Origin of the sequence: Sphingomonas sp. Leaf357, from assembly GCF_001423845.1 — a bacterium.
GTDB lineage: Bacteria > Pseudomonadota > Alphaproteobacteria > Sphingomonadales > Sphingomonadaceae > Sphingomonas.
The window spans coordinates 1,398,222-1,413,353 of record NZ_LMPM01000001.1; the positions used below are offsets into that span (position 1 = coordinate 1,398,222).

The 15,132-nt window shown below is 66.7% G+C and carries 16 protein-coding genes, 1 other RNA gene and 1 pseudogene; 8 read left to right on the forward strand and 10 right to left on the reverse strand.

What is annotated here, in order from left to right; genetic code table 11:
• Positions 1 to 30 precede the first annotated feature (30 nt).
• From ASG11_RS06480 to ssrA, 3 genes are all read right to left on the reverse strand, one after another.
• The gene (locus tag ASG11_RS06480; protein WP_055776698.1) at positions 31 to 333 is read right to left on the reverse strand and encodes a hypothetical protein; all 303 of its coding nucleotides are present in this window, start codon (positions 331 to 333) and stop codon (positions 31 to 33) included.
• Positions 333 to 3,173, reverse strand: coding sequence for a M16 family metallopeptidase (locus tag ASG11_RS06485; protein WP_055776701.1), 2,841 nt, complete (start codon positions 3,171 to 3,173; stop codon positions 333 to 335). Before ASG11_RS06485 ends, ASG11_RS06480 begins: the two co-directional genes overlap by 1 nt.
• A 139-nt stretch (positions 3,174 to 3,312) precedes the next feature.
• Positions 3,313 to 3,664: a transfer-messenger RNA gene (gene ssrA / locus ASG11_RS18335) on the reverse strand.
• Between the two features lie 42 nt (positions 3,665 to 3,706).
• Here ssrA and ASG11_RS06490 point away from each other — a divergent pair.
• Complete coding sequence (locus ASG11_RS06490) at positions 3,707 to 4,138, forward strand: RrF2 family transcriptional regulator (protein WP_055776704.1); 432 nt, start codon at positions 3,707 to 3,709, stop codon at positions 4,136 to 4,138.
• A gap of 131 nt (positions 4,139 to 4,269) precedes the next feature.
• Here the strand turns inward: ASG11_RS06490 and mscL are convergent, their stop codons facing one another.
• Positions 4,270 to 4,710 (reverse strand): large conductance mechanosensitive channel protein MscL, encoded by a 441-nt coding sequence (mscL, locus tag ASG11_RS06495; RefSeq protein WP_055776708.1) that lies wholly within the window; start codon positions 4,708 to 4,710, stop codon positions 4,270 to 4,272.
• An 82-nt stretch (positions 4,711 to 4,792) separates the two neighbouring features.
• On the opposite strand from mscL, the gene ASG11_RS06500 reads away from it, so the two are divergent.
• From ASG11_RS06500 to ASG11_RS06515, 4 genes are read left to right on the forward strand one after another with little or no spacing between them, the layout of a single operon-like run.
• Positions 4,793 to 5,383, forward strand: a complete 591-nt coding sequence (locus ASG11_RS06500; RefSeq protein WP_055776711.1) for a LemA family protein — start codon at positions 4,793 to 4,795, stop codon at positions 5,381 to 5,383.
• A 26-nt stretch (positions 5,384 to 5,409) separates the two neighbouring features.
• Positions 5,410 to 6,300 (forward strand): TPM domain-containing protein, encoded by an 891-nt coding sequence (locus tag ASG11_RS06505; RefSeq protein WP_055776717.1) that lies wholly within the window; start codon positions 5,410 to 5,412, stop codon positions 6,298 to 6,300.
• A complete protein-coding gene (locus tag ASG11_RS06510; protein ID WP_055776720.1) occupies positions 6,300 to 6,971 on the forward strand; it encodes a TPM domain-containing protein in 672 nt (223 codons plus the stop codon). Before ASG11_RS06505 ends, ASG11_RS06510 begins: the two co-directional genes overlap by 1 nt.
• Positions 6,968 to 7,486 carry an NUDIX hydrolase gene (locus ASG11_RS06515; protein WP_055776723.1) on the forward strand — a complete coding sequence of 173 codons (519 nt, stop codon included), beginning with the start codon at positions 6,968 to 6,970 and terminating at the stop codon, positions 7,484 to 7,486. The genes ASG11_RS06510 and ASG11_RS06515 overlap by 4 nt, the downstream gene beginning before the upstream one ends.
• Positions 7,487 to 7,649: 163 nt before the next feature.
• On the opposite strand, the gene ASG11_RS06520 is transcribed toward ASG11_RS06515, so the two are convergent.
• Both ASG11_RS06520 and hrpB read right to left on the reverse strand, forming a co-directional pair.
• Entirely contained in the window at positions 7,650 to 7,931 is a 282-nt protein-coding gene (locus tag ASG11_RS06520) for an ETC complex I subunit (protein ID WP_055776726.1), read from the reverse strand.
• 28 nt (positions 7,932 to 7,959) lie between these two features.
• A pseudogene (gene hrpB / locus ASG11_RS19475) lies at positions 7,960 to 10,471 on the reverse strand (ATP-dependent helicase HrpB).
• A gap of 114 nt (positions 10,472 to 10,585) precedes the next feature.
• Here hrpB and ASG11_RS06530 point away from each other — a divergent pair.
• Both ASG11_RS06530 and ASG11_RS06535 read left to right on the forward strand, forming a co-directional pair.
• On the forward strand, positions 10,586 to 11,563 hold the full coding sequence (locus ASG11_RS06530; protein ID WP_236697405.1) for a cation diffusion facilitator family transporter: 978 nt from the start codon (positions 10,586 to 10,588) through the stop codon (positions 11,561 to 11,563).
• Between the two features lie 4 nt (positions 11,564 to 11,567).
• Complete coding sequence (locus ASG11_RS06535) at positions 11,568 to 11,918, forward strand: DUF3147 family protein (protein WP_055776734.1); 351 nt, start codon at positions 11,568 to 11,570, stop codon at positions 11,916 to 11,918.
• Positions 11,919 to 11,949: 31 nt separating this feature from the next.
• On the opposite strand, the gene ASG11_RS06540 is transcribed toward ASG11_RS06535, so the two are convergent.
• Entirely contained in the window at positions 11,950 to 12,963 is a 1,014-nt protein-coding gene (locus tag ASG11_RS06540; protein WP_055776737.1) for a polyprenyl synthetase family protein, read from the reverse strand.
• A gap of 117 nt (positions 12,964 to 13,080) precedes the next feature.
• Here ASG11_RS06540 and ASG11_RS06545 point away from each other — a divergent pair, with 117 nt between their 5' ends.
• On the forward strand, positions 13,081 to 13,365 hold the full coding sequence (locus ASG11_RS06545) for a chorismate mutase (protein WP_055776739.1): 285 nt from the start codon (positions 13,081 to 13,083) through the stop codon (positions 13,363 to 13,365).
• Between the two features lie 160 nt (positions 13,366 to 13,525).
• On the opposite strand, the gene ASG11_RS06550 is transcribed toward ASG11_RS06545, so the two are convergent.
• The 3 genes from ASG11_RS06550 to ASG11_RS06560 form a co-directional block, all read right to left on the reverse strand.
• Positions 13,526 to 13,699: a hypothetical protein gene (locus tag ASG11_RS06550; RefSeq protein ID WP_156363680.1), complete on the reverse strand. Its 174-nt coding sequence runs from the start codon at positions 13,697 to 13,699 to the stop codon at positions 13,526 to 13,528.
• Between the two features lie 53 nt (positions 13,700 to 13,752).
• Positions 13,753 to 14,427: a hypothetical protein gene (locus ASG11_RS06555; RefSeq protein WP_055776745.1), complete on the reverse strand. Its 675-nt coding sequence runs from the start codon at positions 14,425 to 14,427 to the stop codon at positions 13,753 to 13,755.
• 150 nt (positions 14,428 to 14,577) lie between these two features.
• Positions 14,578 to 14,958 carry a hypothetical protein gene (locus tag ASG11_RS06560; RefSeq protein WP_055776748.1) on the reverse strand — a complete coding sequence of 127 codons (381 nt, stop codon included), beginning with the start codon at positions 14,956 to 14,958 and terminating at the stop codon, positions 14,578 to 14,580.
• Between the last annotated feature and the right edge of the window lie 174 nt (positions 14,959 to 15,132).

A 15,132-nucleotide genomic window follows, 5' to 3' on the forward strand; every position in this document is an offset into this window, starting at 1 on the left:
GCCTCTTGATGTCATCGAAGTCGCGACGGTTCAGCCCGCGCGCGATCCCGACATCGGGAAGCTGCCGAACGCGCCCGCGCCGACGCTTCCGGTGATCGTGTCGCCGTCGATCGTCGCGCTGCAATCCAGCGTCATCGGCATCGGCACGGTCATCTTCATCGTCCAGGTCAGCGTGTTGCCGTCGACCTTGCCATCGGTGATATCGACCGAACCCATCGCGCCGGCGTTGCTGCCGGTGAAGCTGTCGCCGTCGCTCTTGACCGTCAGCGTGCTCTTCTGGTCGCCCAGCGGCGACTTAACAACGGTGTCCCAAACGCCATCCACTGCGGCCATCATTTCTCTCCTGAAGCTTTTCCAGCACCCGCAACGGACGCTGCCGACACCAATTCGACGGGCAGGCCGAGGCTGTCAAGCTGCGGGCGGACCACCTTTGCATCGCCGACCACCACCCAGACGAACTTCTTGGGGTCGATCGCCGCGCGTGCCGCAGCGTCAAGCTGCGGCAAGGTCATCGCCTTATATTTTTGCGTGATCGTCGCGTAATAATCGTCGGGGCGCTTGTAGAGGTCGTTCTGCTGCATCGCGCGCAGCACGTCGTCGGAGGTTTCGAAATTGCCCGACAGCGATCGCGTGGCCCCGGTGATCGCGCGATCGAACTCGAATTGCGTGATCGGCTTGGTCGTCACGAACTCGGCGACATCGTCACGCAACGCCTTGATCGAGTCGCCGGTCTTGTCGGCCTGCACCGGTGCGCTGATGACATATGGTGCGCCGTTCTCGCTGCGCTGGAAGCCGCCGCTGACGCCGTAGGACCAGTGCTTGCCCTCGCGCAGGTCCATGTTGATGCGGCTCAGGAAGCTGCCCCCCAGCGCATCGTTCGCGGTCAGCACGGGCAGCAGGTCGTCGCTGCCGTTCAGCCCGGTGACGAGGCCGGCGGAAATCTGCGACTGCGGCGAATCCGGGCGATCGACCAGGACGATCTTCGCAGCGGAGGTGCCGGTGATCGGGCCGAACGTCTTGGTGCCGGCGACGCCGGTGCCTTTCCAGTCGGCGAAGCTCTGGTCCAGCGCGGCCTTGACGGTGGCGAGCGGCAGATCGCTGACGACGAAGATCTTCGCCTTGTCCGGGCGCAGCCAGGCCTGTTGAAACGCGATCAGGTCGTCCCGCGTCAGATTGGCCACCGCCGCCGGATCGCCGCCGCCCAGCGATTTCGCGTAGGGCGAGGACGGGCCGTAGATCAGCTTGGGCATCACCCGCCCGGCAAGGCCGCCGGGGTTGGTGAGTTCCTGCGCGATGCTGGCCAGTTGCTGCTGCTTGATTCGCGCCACCTCGGCCGGGGCGAAGGCGGGGTTGCGCGTCACGTCCGCGAAGAGGTCGATCGCCGCGCCCAGATTGGCGCTCGGCGCGGACATCGACACGGTCGTGCGATCGAGGCTCGCATCGCTGTGGATGTCCATGCCCAGCCGTTCGCGTGCCTCGGCCAATTGCTTCGAATCGAGGTGGGTTGTGCCCTCGTCCATCATGTTCAGCGTCAGTTGCTGCGTGCCGAGCTTGCCGGCCACGTCGGCCGCGACGCCGGCGTCGAAGCTGATCACCGCCTGCGTGATCGGCACCGCGCCGCGCTGCGCATAGACCAGTTCGATGCCGTTCTTCAGCCGGGCGCGCGTGACCGGCGGGAAGGTGAGGCCGGCGACCTCGCCGACCGCCGGCAGGGCACCGCGCGTGCCCTTGGGCTTGGCGGTCGCGGCCTGCACGATCTTCACTTCCTTGGGCACCTGAGCCTCGGCATAGGCGTCGCGGGGGCCGGGCACGACGGTCAGGTTGTAGGACGGGCGCGACAGCCACTTGTCCGCCGCCGCCTTCACGCTCGCCGGCGTCTGCGCGGCAAGCTCGGCGAGCTGTTTCTTGTAGAAGCCGGGATCGTTCGAATAGAGCGCGCCCTCGGCCAGGGCGACCGCCTTGCCGCCGAACCCGCCGACCGATTCCAGGCCCTGGATGCGGTCGACCGCGGTGTCGGTGACGTAGCGCTGCACTTCGTCCGCGCTCGGGCCGGTCTTCAGGAAATCGGCGATGATCTCGTCGGTGCGCTTGGCCACCACCGCCGGATCGACGCCGGGGCGCACGACCACATAGAGGTCGAACGTCCCGACCTGCGCGAAGCTTTGGTTGCCGATGCTGACCTCGACCGCGAGCTTCTCCTGTCGCACCAGCGCGTTCTGCAGCCGCGAACTGGACAGGCCACCCAGCGCACCCGCCGCCACGTCGAGCGCGGCGGAATCCTTGTCGTTCAGCCCCGGCACCGGCCACGACCGGACCAGCAGCGTGGCCGCGACGCGATCCTTCATCGTCTCGGCCTTCGTGGTTGCCAGCACGGGAATCGGGGCGGTCGGCAGCACCGACTGTGGGCCGCGCGGGATCGCCGCGAAGTTCTTTTCCACGAGCCGCTTGGCGGTGGCGAGATCGACGTCGCCCGCCAGCACCAGCACGGCGTTGTTCGGCCCGTAATGATCCTTGAACCATGCCTTCACGTCGGCCAGGCTGGCGCCGTCGAGATCCGCCATCGACCCGATCGTGGTGTGGCCGTAGGGATGATCCGCCGGGAAGATGCCCTCGTTCATCTTGTACCGGATCAGGCCGTAAGGCTGGTTGTCGTTGCCGCGCTTCTCGTTCTGCACGACGCCGCGCTGCTCATCGAGCACGCTCTGCGTGATCGCACCGGTCAGGTAGCCCATGCGATCGGATTCGAGGAACAGCGCGCGATCCAGCGCGGCGGTCGGCACCGTTTCGAAATAGTTGGTACGGTCGAAATAGGTCGTGCCGTTGAAATCGGTCGCGCCGACCTGCTTCAATGGTTCGAAGAAATCGTTCGGCGCATTCTCGCTGCCGTTGAACATCAGATGCTCGAACAGATGCGCGAAGCCGGATTTGCCCTTGGGCTCGTGCTTCGAGCCCACATCGTACCATACGGAGACGGCGACGATCGGAGCCTTGCGATCGGTATGCACGATCACGCGCAGGCCGTTGGGCAGGGTGAATTGCTGATAGGGAATATCGACCTGCTTGACGAGCGCGGCGACCGGCGCTGGCTTGGCGGCGGGGGGCGCGGCGAGGGCCGGCGCCGACATCACAGCCGAAAGGGCCACGCCCGAAAGCGCCAGAGTCCGAAATGTCATGCAGGATGTTCCTCGAAAGCGACCGTATTGCCGGTGCATAGCAGCGTCGCCGGACGGCGCGCAACGATGCGGCGTTCGGTGAATCGCTATCGAGGAGCAAGGTGGGGAGCTTCTGTTGCTCGGTGCTCCCCGTACCGCCGGAATCCGCTTCTGTTGCCCGGTGCGGTCCAACCGCGCTTTTGTCGTTAGTAAACTAGACCGTTAGGTCCGGTTTACGCCGCAATCGCGAGTGCATCGTTGTCGTTAGCACTTGTGGTTTTGAGCCTATAAACGGTTACTCAGCCGTGGCAAAAACAGCGCCTTTGAACACACGTCGATCCTGCTTCGGCCCCGTCATAGCCCGTCCTTTCGGGCGGGTTGTGGTGGAGCCGCCGGGTACTGCCCCCGGGTCCGTTGCGTCTATTTTACGCTGCACTTTATCACCATAGTCTCCGGGGCAAGCCCCTTATGACAAAGTCTATATGGGTTTTGCGGATCGATTTGCCAAGCCCGCCTTTTACTCGCCACAAATCCGGTCCATGGGCTAGGATATCATGCTTACCCAGCGTTCCCGCTACGCCCTTCGCGCCATGCTGTTCCTCGCCGAGGCACCCGCCGGTGGCCCGCCGATCCCGATGAACCGGATCGCGGAAAGCGCCAACGTGCCGCGCAAGTTCCTGGAACTGATCCTGGCCGATCTGCGCGAGGCGGGGTTCCTGCACAGCCATCGCGGCAAGATGGGCGGATATTGCCTGGCTCGCCCGACGCACCTGATCTCGCTGGGCGAGATCATCCGCGTGATCGAGGGGCCCTTGGCGCTGGTGCCGTGCGTCAGCCGCACCGCCTATCGCTCCTGCAACGATTGCAAGGACGAGGCGACCTGCGCGATCCGCCACGCGATGATGCGCGTGCGCGACGAGACCGCGCGGATCCTGGATGGCACGAGCCTCGCCGATGCGGCGGCCGAGGAACTGGTCGCGGCCTGAGTTTTTGGGCTGAAATGCCCAGACCCCGTTCGCGCTGAGCCTGTCGAAGGGCTGCTTTTCTTTTCGACAGTGGAGGAGAAGGGCCGTCGTTCGACAGGCTCAGGACGAACGCATGAGGGGCAAGGGGCTTTTCAAACCCGAGGCCGCGCCTTCAACTCATCCCGGATTTCGCGCAGCAATGCGATATCCGCCGGTTCCGCCGCCGGTGCTGCCGGGGCTTCGTCCGCCTTGGGCATCAGCCGGTTCACCGCGCGGATCAGCAGAAAGATGATGAAGGCGAGAATCAGGAAATTGACCGCGGCGGTGATGAACGCGCCATAGCCGAACACCGGCACGCCGGCCTTCTTCAGCGCGGCATAGTCCGACGATCCGGCCAGCGCCTCGGGCACCTTGCCGAGGATGACGAAGTAGCTGGAGAAATCGAGCCCGCCGAAGATCTTGCCGACGATCGGCATGATGACGTCGTCGGTCAGCGAAGTGACGATCTTGCCGAACGCCGCGCCGATGATTACCGCAACGGCCAGATCCAGCACGTTGCCGCGCATGATGAAGGTCTTGAACTCCTTGAACATGACGCACTCCCTTCCGATTTCTCTTACGCTTGGCGATGCTACGCGCCTATCAAGGCGTTTGCCAAGGCTTTGGAGGGACCAGATGAACTATCGTGCCGTCTTAGTGATGATGTCTGCCGTCGCGCTCAGCGCCTGCGGAATCAACAGCGTGCCGACCGCCGAGGAGAACGCCAAGGCCAAGTGGGCCGACGTTCAGAACCAGTATCAGCGCCGGTCCGATCTGATCCCCAACCTCGTCGCCACGGTGAAGGCCGCCGGCGCGCAGGAAAAGGCGATCCTGACCGAAGTGACTCAGGCACGCGCCTCGGCCAATCAGGTTCAGGTATCGGCCAACGATCTGACCGATCCCAACAAGATGGCGGCCTATCAGCGCGCCCAGGCCGGCGTGACGCTGTCGCTGCAGCGACTGCAGGAGGCCTATCCGGAGCTGAAGAGCCAGGGCAATTACACCACGTTGATGAGCCAGCTGGAGGGGACCGAGAACCGCGTGACGATCGCGCGCACCGATTACAACTCGGCGGTGCAGGCGTATAACACCCGCATCCGCACCTTCCCCGACGCGATCGGCGCGAAGATCTTCTACGGTGCGAAGCCGCTCACCCCGTTCGAAGCGACCACGCCGGGGGCGGACAAGGCACCGTCGGTGGCCAACGCCTTCGGGAATAACAGCTGACGTTTTCGCCTTCGAAGGACAGCGTCATGCGTCATCTCCGTCTGTTGTTCGCGCTGGTCGGGCTCGTCCTGATCGGCGCGAGCCCGGCTTTCGCCCAGACCTTCCCGAAGTTCACCGGGTTGGTCGTGGATGATGCCAATGTTCTGCCGGCCAACGTAAAGGCCGACCTGACGGCCAAGCTGCAGGCGCTGCAGAAGGACACCAACCGGCAACTCGTCGTCGCGACGATCGGCGATATGCAGGGCTATCCCAAGGAGGAATACGGCTACAAGCTGCTGCGCGCCTGGGGCGTTGGTCTCAAGGACGTCAATAACGGCGCGATCCTGTTCATCTCACCTAACGCGCCGGCGGGGCAGCGAGGTGTACGGATCGAGGTCGGCTATGGCCTCGAACCCTTCATCACCGACGCTCTGTCCAGCGTGATCATCAATAACGACATGCTGCCGAGACTGCGCGCGGGTGACATTCCCGGTGCCATGACGGCCGGGACGGATGCGTTGATCCAGCAATTGCGCTCGTCGCCCGAAGAAGCCCAGGCGCGCGTCAATGCTGCGGTTGCCGAATTCAACAAGGCCCAGCCGCACGCCGGTAAACGAAGCAGTGGCGTGCCGTTCGGATTGATCTTCTGGGCATTGATCGTTGGGTTCATCGTCCTGTCCTTCTTCCGGCGCAGGAGCGAAACCGGGCAGCGCTATCGCGATGCCGATGGCGGAAGCAGCGGCGGCAGCGGAATATTGCCGGTCGTCTTGTGGTCGATCGCCAACGAAATCGGCAACAGCGCCCTGCGTGGCGGCGGCGGTGGTGGCTGGGGCGGTGGTGATGACGGGGATTCCGGCGGTGGCGGTTGGGGTGGCGGCGGCTTCACCGGCGGCGGCGGCGGATCTGGCGGAGGCGGCGGCGCCTCGGGGAGTTGGTGATGCGCTTGACCGCACAGGATCGCGCCAAGGTGACGGCGGCCGTGACCGCCGCCGAACTGCACACGGCGGGCGAGATCGTCACCGTCGTGGCGCGCCGGTCCGATCGCTACAACGACGTGGCGGCGCATGGCGGGGTGCTGGCGATGTTGTTGGTGCTGGCGGCACTGTCGGTGTGGCCCGGCATCGCCGAGTGGATCCACGCGCTGTTCTACGACCCGTGGGGCGATGCACCGCATTTGGGTGCTCTGTTCGGCATCGCGTTGGTCCTCTCGGCGATCGGCTTCCTCGTCGGGCGTTATGCGCTCGCGTCGCTTCGCATCCGCATCGCGGTGACGCCGGGCGCGACCAAGGCGCGGCGGGTGCGGGCGCGGGCGCTCGACCTGTTCCGCACGAGCGCGGAAAAGCGCACGATCGGCGCGACCGGGGTACTGATCTATCTCAGCCTGGACGAACATCGCGCCGAACTGATCGCCGACGCCGGCATCCACGCCAAGGTCGCGCCCGAGACCTGGGGCGCGGCGATGGCGGCGCTGATCGCGGCGGTGAAGGACGGGCGCCCCGGCGATGGCATGGCGGAGGCCGTGGCGCAGGTCGGCATCGTTCTGGCCGAGCATTTTCCGCGAGCCGACGACGACCGTAACGAACTGCCCGATCGGCTGATCGAATTGTGAGCGAGGCGGCCGAAGAGACCGTCTGGCAAGGCAAGTTCATCGCCGCCAAGCGCCGCGGCCAATGGGAATATGTGTCCCGCGCGCGCGGCATTCAGGCGGCGGTGATCGTGGCGATCGAGGATGGGCACGTCATCCTGGTCGAACAGTTCCGCGTGCCGCTCGGTCGCCGCTGTCTCGAACTGCCGGCCGGGCTGGTCGGGGACGAACAGGCGGGGGAGGACGTTCTGACGTCCGCCGCACGCGAGTTAGAGGAAGAGACGGGTTATCGCGCGGATCGCGTCGAATCGATGGGCGACTATTTCTCTTCGCCGGGGATGGTGAGCGAGGGGTTCACGCTGGTGCGCGCTACCGGGCTGACCAGGGTAAGTGAGGGTGGCGGGACGGCGGATGAGGATATCGTCGTGCACCGGGTCGCGCTGGCCGATCTGCCGGTGTTCGTGGAGGAGAAGCGGACGGCGGGCGTCGGGATCGACGTGAAGATGCTGCTGCTGTTGAGCCCCTATTTATTGGGATGAAACCCGATCTCCGTTCGTCCTGAGTAGCCATCGAGTAGCCCGCAGGGCGTATCGAGAGGGCGTATCGAAGGACAGGCGTCCCGCGCTCCAACGGTGCGTCGCTACGAGCCCTCGATCCGCCTTCGGCTACTCGGTCTCTACTCGGCACGAACGGGATAGGCATTCACCGGAAATTATCCGCATACGCCTGCAGCTTCAGCTTGCGCTCCGGTGCTGCGATCACCGTGAAAGCCAGGCCCTCGCGCTCTGCGTAAGCGATGGCCGCTTCCTGTGTGGGGAAGCCGAGGCGCAACTGATCGCGGGTGTCGCCGGAACCGGCCCAGCCGGTCAGCGGATCGGGCTGCTTGGCTTCGGCGGGCGCGAAATCGAGCACCCAGGCGTCGGTCCGGGCGCGGCCGGACTGCATGGCGTTCTTCGGGCGCTGATAGATGCGGGCGGTGGGCATGGGTTTCGTCCTTCGAATCGACTTCGCTTTATCGCGGTTGGCGCGCGCGCGCATCCGCATTTTTCGTGGCGCTGGTGGCGGTGGCGAGAGCCGGGTCGTCGGGCCAGGGGTGGCGGGGATAGCGCCCGCGCATCTCGCGCGCGACATCGGCCCAGCTGCCCGCCCAGAAACCGGGCAAATCGCGCGTCGTCTGGATCGGCCGTCCGGCGGGGGAGGTGAGGCTGAGGACCAATGGCACGCGCCCGCCGCCGATCATCGGATGCGTGGCGAGGCCGAAGAGTTGCTGCGGGCGCAGATCGACGCGTGGCCCGCCCTCGGCTTCGTAATCGATTCGATGGCTGGATCCGGCCGGGCTGTCGAAATGCGTTGGGGCGAGGCGGTCGATCGCGCGAAGTGCGTCCCAGCCGATGATGTTGCGCAAGGCTTCGGTCAGCGCGCCCGGGTCGATCGCGGACAGACGGCGCTTTCCCTCGAGCAGCGGCATGAGCCAGTCCTCGGCGCGGGCGAGCAGGCTGTCGTCGCCGAGGTCGAGATCCGCACCGCCATGAGCGGCGGCAAAGGCGGCGCGGTGGCGCAGGGCGAGGGCGGCATCGCTCCACGGGAGTTGCGACAGGCCATGGGCGCGCACGCCCGCCAGCAGGGCCGCTGCGATGTCGGCCGGGTCGGCGGCGGCGTCCGGGCCGCTGGTCAGCCGGATCGCGCCGAGGCGGCGTTCGCGCATCGCCTGTACGCCGCCGGTGGCGGGATCGAAGGAGACGGTGCGGCGGGTTAGGATCCGGTCGCCGAACAGCGTTTCGACGGTGGCTTGAGGAATGGCGGCGGCAGAGAGGATGCGCGCGCCGGACGCCATGCCCTGCGTCTCCGCGACGGCGAGCCAGTCGTTGCGCGCGAGTGCGGACGTGGGATCGAGCTTGAAGCCGCGGCCGCCGGCCGAGGCCCAGGTTTCGCCGGAGGTGTCGCGGCGGCGGGCGATGCGGTCGGGGAAGGCGAGCGCGATGGCGATCGCAACCTCTTCTCCCCTCCCGCTTGCGGGAGGGGCCGGGCGATCGCACAGGCCCTCCCCCAGCCCCCCCCGCAAGCGGGAAGGGAGCGAGTTGCGTCCAGCGCTTCGCCAGCTTGCGCCCGCCTTCCGCCCGTGGCCCGCGTTCGCCGCGCCATCGGCGCAGGCGCGATTCGAGATCGGGATCGTTACCGCCAAGACCACGCTCGCCCAGCAGCACCGCTACCTCCGCCGCCGTCTGCGCCAGACCCATTTCGCCGGCGCGGACCAGCATATGGCCGAGCCTCGGCGGCAAGGGCAATTTGGCGATGGCGTGGCCGTGCGGCGTGGGCCGGCCATCCATATCGATCGCATCCAGCGCGGTCAGACGCGTGCGCGCCTCAGCGACGGCGGCGGCAGGGGGTGGATCGAGCCAAGCCAGTATCCGAGGATCGGCGACGCCCCACAGCGCGCAGTCCAGCGTCAGCGCGGAAAGATCGGCCTCCAGTATCTCCGGCGGATCGAAGCGCGGCAGGCCGGCGGTCGCCGCTTCCTCCCACAGACGATAGGCCGTGCCCGGCCCCTGTCGCGCGGCGCGACCGGCGCGTTGCGTGACGGAGGCCTGGCTCGCGCGCTCGGTGACGAGGCGCGTCATGCCCGCCGCGCGATCGTAGCGTGGGCGGCGGGCGAGGCCGGAATCGATCACCACGCGGATGCCGTCCAGCGTCAGGCTGGTTTCAGCGATCGCGGTGGCGAGCACGATCTTGCGGCGGCCATGGGGGTCGGGCTGGATCGCCGCGCGCTGCGCCTGCGGGTCGAGGCTGCCGTGCAGGCGGTGCAGGACGATGGCCTCGCCCAGACCGTCGAGCCGCTCGGCGGTGCGTTCGATCTCGGCCACGCCGGGCAGGAAGGCGAGGATGCCGCCCTGTTCCTCGCGCAGCGCGAGGCGACACGCGGCGGCGACCGAATCCTCGATCCGCGCTTCGGCGGCGCGGCCGATATGCCTGAGGGTCAGCGGGTAGGAACGGCCCTCGCTCTCGATCACCGGTGCGCCAGTCATCAGACCGGAAAAGCGTGCGCCATCGAGCGTCGCGGACATGGCGACGAGGCGCAGATCGGGGCGGAGCGCGCCCTGCACGTCGAGCGCGAGCGCGAGGCCGAAATCGCTGTCGAGGCTGCGTTCGTGGACCTCGTCGAACAGCACCGCCGAGACGCCGGCGAGTTCGGGATCGGACTGGATGCGATTGACGAAGATGCCCTCGGTGACGACTGTCACGCGCGTCTTCGTCGAGCGCTTGCTGTCCATCCGCGTGGCATAGCCATAGGTCTGGCCGGGCGCTTCGCCGGCTTGCCCCGCCATGCGTTCGGCGGCGGCGCGCGCGGCGAGGCGTCGGGGGGAGAGCAGCAGAATCTCGCCGGTGCACCAATCCTCGCCGAGCAAAGCCGGTGCCACCGCAGTCGTCTTGCCGGCGCCGGGCGGGGCGACCAGCACGGCGTTGGGGCAGGAGCGCAAAGCGGCGAGCAAGTCCGGCAGGACGGTGTGGATCGGCAGCAAGGTCACGCCGCTCCTGTCGCACGATCCGGCGGTCCTCGGACAGCCGCATTTTCAGCCGGTCACGTCCTAGTATCTCACGATATCGCGATGCTAAGCTGCGCTGCACAACGGAGAATCTGCGTGGCCGGACACGATCATCATCACGGCCATGGGCATGGCCACGGGCATTCGCACGGCCGTGAGGAGGGGGCGCATGGCGGCGGCGGCCATCACGGCCACGATCATTCCGTTCCCACCAATTTCAGTCGCGCCTTTGCGATCGGCATCGCGCTCAACCTCGGCTTCGTGATCGTCGAGGCAGGCTATGGCTTCGCGGCGAACTCGGTCGCGTTGCTGGCCGATGCCGGGCACAACCTGTCCGACGTGCTGGGGCTGGCGGTGGCCTGGGCCGGCGCGGCGCTGGCGGCGCGGCCGCCGTCGAAGCGCTTCACCTACGGCCTGCGCGGATCGTCGATCCTTGCCGCCTTGCTCAACGCGCTGCTGCTGATGGTCGCGCTGGGCGCGATCGTGCTGGAGGCGGTGCAGCGCTTCGGCGAACCGGCCGGGGTGATGGGGCCGACGGTGGCGGTGGTCGCGGGCGTCGGCATCGTCGTCAACGGCGTGACGGCGTGGCTGTTCGCTAGCGGGCGCAAGGGCGACATCAACATTCGCGGCGCGTTCCTGCACATGGCGGCCGATGCGCTGGTGTCGGCGGGCGTCGTGGTGGCGGGGCTGGTGATCTGGCGCACCGGGCTCGGCTGGATCGATCCGGCGGTGAGCCTGGTGATCGCGGCGTTGATCTTCTGGCAGACCTGGGGCCTGCTGCGCGAGTCGGTCGAGATGTCGCTGGACGCGGTGCCGCGCGGGATCGATTTCGATCGCGTGGACGAGGCATTGTGCGGACTGGATGGCGTCGCGCGCGTGCACGATCTGCACATCTGGCCGATGAGCACGACCGAGCCGGTGCTGACCGCGCATCTGGTGATGCCGGGCGGCGTGCCGGGCGACGGCTTCCTCGCCAGTGCCAAGACGATGCTGCACGACCGCTTCGGCATCGGCCATGCGACGTTGCAGGTCGAGACGGACGGCGCCTGCCTGGGATGCGAGAGCGGGGTCTGAGCCGATGCTCTACCTGATCGCCAAGGCATTGATCTCCGGCGCACTGATCGCCGTCGCATCCACGCTGGCCAAGCGTTATCCCGGCTTCGGCGCGCTCATCGCCTCGCTGCCGTTGGTGTCGGTGCTGGGCATGATCTGGCTGTGGCACGACCGGCCCGACGCGGAGAACATGGCCGCGCATGCCGGGGCGACGTTCTGGTACGTGCTGCCCTCGCTGCCGATGTTCCTGCTCATCCCCGCCCTGCTGCGGCACGGCGTGGGCTTTTGGGTCGCACTGGCGGCGGGATGCTGCCTGACGATATCGCTGTATGCGATCATGACCTGGCTGGCCCCGCGCTTCGGACTGCACCTCTGAGCGCGTCGGCGCGAATGGCCGGGTCGCTACCTCAATAGGCCCGCGCGGTCGCGAACTCGACCGCTTCGACCATCGCATCCTTCGCCTGGCCGTTGGCGAACCCGCCCAGAGCGTCGATCGCGCGCTGGCCGTAATGGCGGGCGCGGGCGAGCGTGTCGTCGATCGCGCGGGTCGACCGGATCAGCGAGACGGCGTGGGCGAAATCCTCGTCGCGGGCGCGGTGGCCTTCCATCGCGGCCTTCCAGAACACGCGGTCTTCCGGGTTGCCGCGCGCATAAGCGAGGATGACGGGCAGGGTGGCCTTGCCTTCGCGGAAATCGTCGCCGGCATCCTTGCCCATCGTGCCCGCGTCGGAGACGTAATCGATCGCGTCGTCGACCAGCTGGAACGCGATGCCGAGGTTGCGGCCATAGGCGTCGAGCGCGGCTTCCTCCGCCTCCGGGCGTTCGGCGACGACGGCGGAGATGCGGCAGGCGGCGGCGAACAGAGCGGCGGTCTTCGCGCCGATGATGTCGAGATAGCGCTCCTCGGTCGTCTCGACGCGGCGCGCGGCGGTGAGCTGGTGGACCTCGCCTTCCGCGATCACGGCCGAGGCGTTGGAGAGGATTTTCAGCACCTTCAGGCTGCCGTCCTCGACCATCAGTTCGAAGCTGCGGCTGAACAGGAAATCGCCGACCAGCACGCTGGCGGGATTGCCCCAGATCAGGTTCGCGGTGCGCTTGCCGCGGCGCAGGTCGCTGCCATCCACCACATCGTCGTGCAGCAACGTGGCGGTGTGGATGAATTCGACCGACGCCGCGAGCTTGTGATGGCGCGTGCCGGTATAGCCGAGCAGCCGTGCACTCGCGAGCGTCAGCATCGGGCGCATGCGCTTGCCGCCGCCGGCGATCAGGTGACCGGCCAGTTCGGGGATCAGCGGGATCTGCGATTCCATCCGCGACAGGATCACGGCGTTGACCAGATTCATGTCGCCCGCGACCAGCCGGACCATCGGGTCGAGCGAGGGGGCGGGGTTTTTGTCGATGCGGTGGATGGTGGCGCTCATCGTGGCGCCGATGTGGCGGGGCGGGCGCACAAAGGCAACCCCAACTCGGTCCGACCGGGCTTGCGCATGGGGCGCGACGCCCGCAAAAGGCGGCGAAACTTCGCTTCAGGAGGGGCTGTGACCGACGAAACGCTGAGCGGCTATCGCCAGAGCATCGACAATATCGATGCGGCGCTCGTCTTCCTGCTCGCCGAACGCTTCAAGGTCACGCAGGCGGTGGGGCGCTACAAGGCGGCGACCGACCTGCCGCCGGCCGATCCGACGCGCGAGGAAGCACAGATCGCGCGGCTGCGCGGGTTGGCGAAGGATGCGAACCTGGATCCCGAATTCAGCGAGAAGTTCCTGCGGTTCATCATCGACGAGGTGATCCGCCATCACGAGAAGCTCGCGGCCGAAGGTTAGCGCGAACACGGCACGTGGCGATACCCACGGGGACCGGCGGTGCGATGATCGACAGCGGCTTGGCCATGTCGCGGTGCCGTTCGCCGGCACCGCGGCGGCCGGGGTGGCGTCACCTCTTCCGCTTGTCGCCTATGCGCCGACAGGCCGAGCGCTTGAGCGCTTACGCGTTCGGGCGCAGGTCGCTTACGCCGAGAGTCGAAATGTCCACGGTCTCGAGCAGTTGATCGGCAACGCCAAGCAGGCTGGCCCAATACGCGAGCATTCCGGCATCCTCGCAGAACTTGGCGGCGGCGCGGATGTGCGCGACGCATTCCATGATCGTATTCTCGTCCATCCTGCCCACTCCAGTACCGCCGCGTAAGTTGCGACTCTTTCAGCGATACGTCTTCAACCTAACGCAATTTCGTGCCCGTTGGCACCTTTTTCGTACAGATCCGACAGGTAGACCTCGAACTTGTGATGCGCACTGGCGGTCAGGCGGAACGACGTGGTGACGAGGGCGCTGTTGCCGCCATCCTCATATTCCAGCAGCCCCTCGGCGGCGAGCGCGCGGATCCAGCGCGATCCGGTGGCGAGCGAGATGCCGGCCCAGGCATGCGCCTTGGCGATGGTGATCAGCGACCCTTCCGCCTCGCAGATATAGGCGGCGAGCAGCAGGTCCCAGGCATGATCGGTGAACAGGTCGGCACCGAAGGTCTGCGCACGTTGACGTCGACTGTCGAACACCAGGCGAGCGACGAGCAGCAGCTTGTGCGGCGACACCCAATCCTCGGGCATCAGGCTCTGTTCGAGATGGATCTCGATCCGCGGTGCGTCCGGCGTGCCGATCGAACGCAGCTGGTTGCGCACCCAGATGTTCGACCCATCGGCGCGGGCCAGGCGTTTGTCGGTGACGATCGGCTCGCCATCAGCAACGATTTTGGCGACGAGCCCCGCACACCGCGCGCGATCGCCCAGGGCCGTGATATCCAGCGCATTGACGCCGACCATGCTCTTGGTCTCGCGCATCGTCGCCGAGAACGTGTCATCGGCCTCCAGGATCGTACCGGAAGCATCGATCACAATTCTACCCGCATTCTTCATGAACAACTTTCGTCGTGGCGTGCCAGCCAAACAAATGATGTTCCGAATACATTGGGCTACGTGAGAAATCCATAACCGATCGCTATGACGACTTGCGCTCTGGCCTGCCCGACGATCGGTTAGCTGGCGTCAGGGCAAGTCGCTGGTGGCGGCGATGACCGCTCTCATACCGTCTTCGACGACGCTCAGGCCGTGCGCGCTGAGGTGCACCTCACCAGCCCGTTCGAACGCCAGCGCCTCGGCTACCAGCGCCCCGATCCAACGCGCGGCGACGCTCGGCGCGACCGTGGTCTGATCGCAGAGTTCGCGCCGGCTCATGCCGCGTCCTTCCGCCTGAGCGACGTAAAGCGCCTTCAGGAAATCGAGCGCGGGATCGGGAATGAAGGCGGGGGGCAGGCGACCGGTCAGCGCACGGCGGGCGATGATCGAGCGTCGCGCCTCTTGTACCAGTCGCTCGCGTGTCGGCGCGTCGTGATCCTGCGCGCCGCTGTCCGGTGTCCCGCCCGTCATACGCCCCTCCGTCCGATGCGCAGGTGTCCCCTCCCGCACGCCGGAATCGGTTCATCTCACAAATGTCGAGCGGCGTCCTCGATAAATATCGGGCTTGTAAAAAATTGACATCGTTAGACAAAAAAAGGGGCCCGGTCGCCCGAGCCCCTTTCTTGTCTTCGACCAAGCGAACGG